Annotated in this window: 1 protein-coding gene; it reads left to right on the forward strand. The window is 46.5% G+C overall.

What is annotated here, in order from left to right; translation table 11 throughout:
• Positions 1-887 (forward strand): endonuclease/exonuclease/phosphatase family protein (locus R7040_RS24520; RefSeq protein WP_318097278.1); only part of this gene is annotated, 887 nt, incomplete at its 5' end.
• Positions 888-1225: the final 338 nt, after the last annotated feature.

Here is a 1225-nt window from a genome sequence, read left to right on the forward strand (position 1 = left end):
CGGTCAGGCAAATTGAACATATTTGGTGGGCGGAGAATCTTACCTCGATTCCCGCCCTCATTGTGTTCACTTACGTTGTGTTAGCCTCGGCGTTTTTCATCACTCGTCGATGGTTGCAAAGTGCATTTTCTGCCTTTGTCGCTATTTTGTTTGTCTTGTTACTTGTTCCGCCGCAGCGCAGCCATGTGGCGTCTTGCTCGCAGTCTTTGAGCGTCATTCAATTCAATCTTTTTTACGAAAACTCAGACATCAATCAGTTCATCAACTATCTGTTGAGGCATCCTGCTGATTTGGTGGTGATGCAAGAGCTGACGCCGCGTGTTGGCAGCCTCTTGCACATGTTGGATGATGTCTATCCGCATTATTATGGTGGACAACGTGACGTGGGGTACCCTTCAAATTTGATGATTCTTAGCCGACACCCCATCACGGAAGTTTCGGTTTATCGTGCGCCAAATGGACAAGAAGTCATCAGAGCGGTTTGGTTGCCTAAAGGTCAAGCACCGATCACTTTGTTTGCGGCTCATCCACCGTCACCAAGAACCAGCGAGCTTTGGCATCAAAGAAATGCGTTGGTGCGAACCATAGAAACGCTGACCGCGCTTTATCCCGAGCCAGAGGTGTTGGTTGTGGGGGATTTCAATCTCTCCTCGGTTAGCCCTCGTTTTTCTGCGCTATTCCCGAGTTTTCAAACCGCGCCAGTGACGAGCTGGCCAACTAACATCAAAGGCATCAACGTGCCAGAGCCGATGATGATAGGCATTGATCATTTGTGGCTAAAATCTGAGCAAGGACAGCGAATCATCTGCGCTCGTGAATCGTCTGCTTTACCACAAGGCTCAGATCACCGCATGGTGACAACCCAGATCGGTGTGCATATTCCATAGTTCAAGCTCTTAGAATTTGTCATGTTTCATAAGTAAAACCGGTACTGAGCTTGTCATAGAATTGACTGTCTCTGACTGTTCTCTGTTATTTGAGCAAGTTCTATAACCTAAACTTTGCTTGCTTCCTATACTGAACTAACGAAGCAGGATTTTTATAACAACAAGAGGCAGCTTGCATGACAAGAACAACCTCATTTGCACTCGTTCTATTACTGATGTGCGCATACTTTGGTTACAACCGTTATTACGTGTATCCGCAGCAGTTGGAAACACAGGCCAAATCCATGTTGATACAAATGGCAAATCGCGAAGAGTGGATGGGTGTGTTTGAAATGATG

This window comes from Vibrio sp. 1069 (assembly GCF_033340555.1).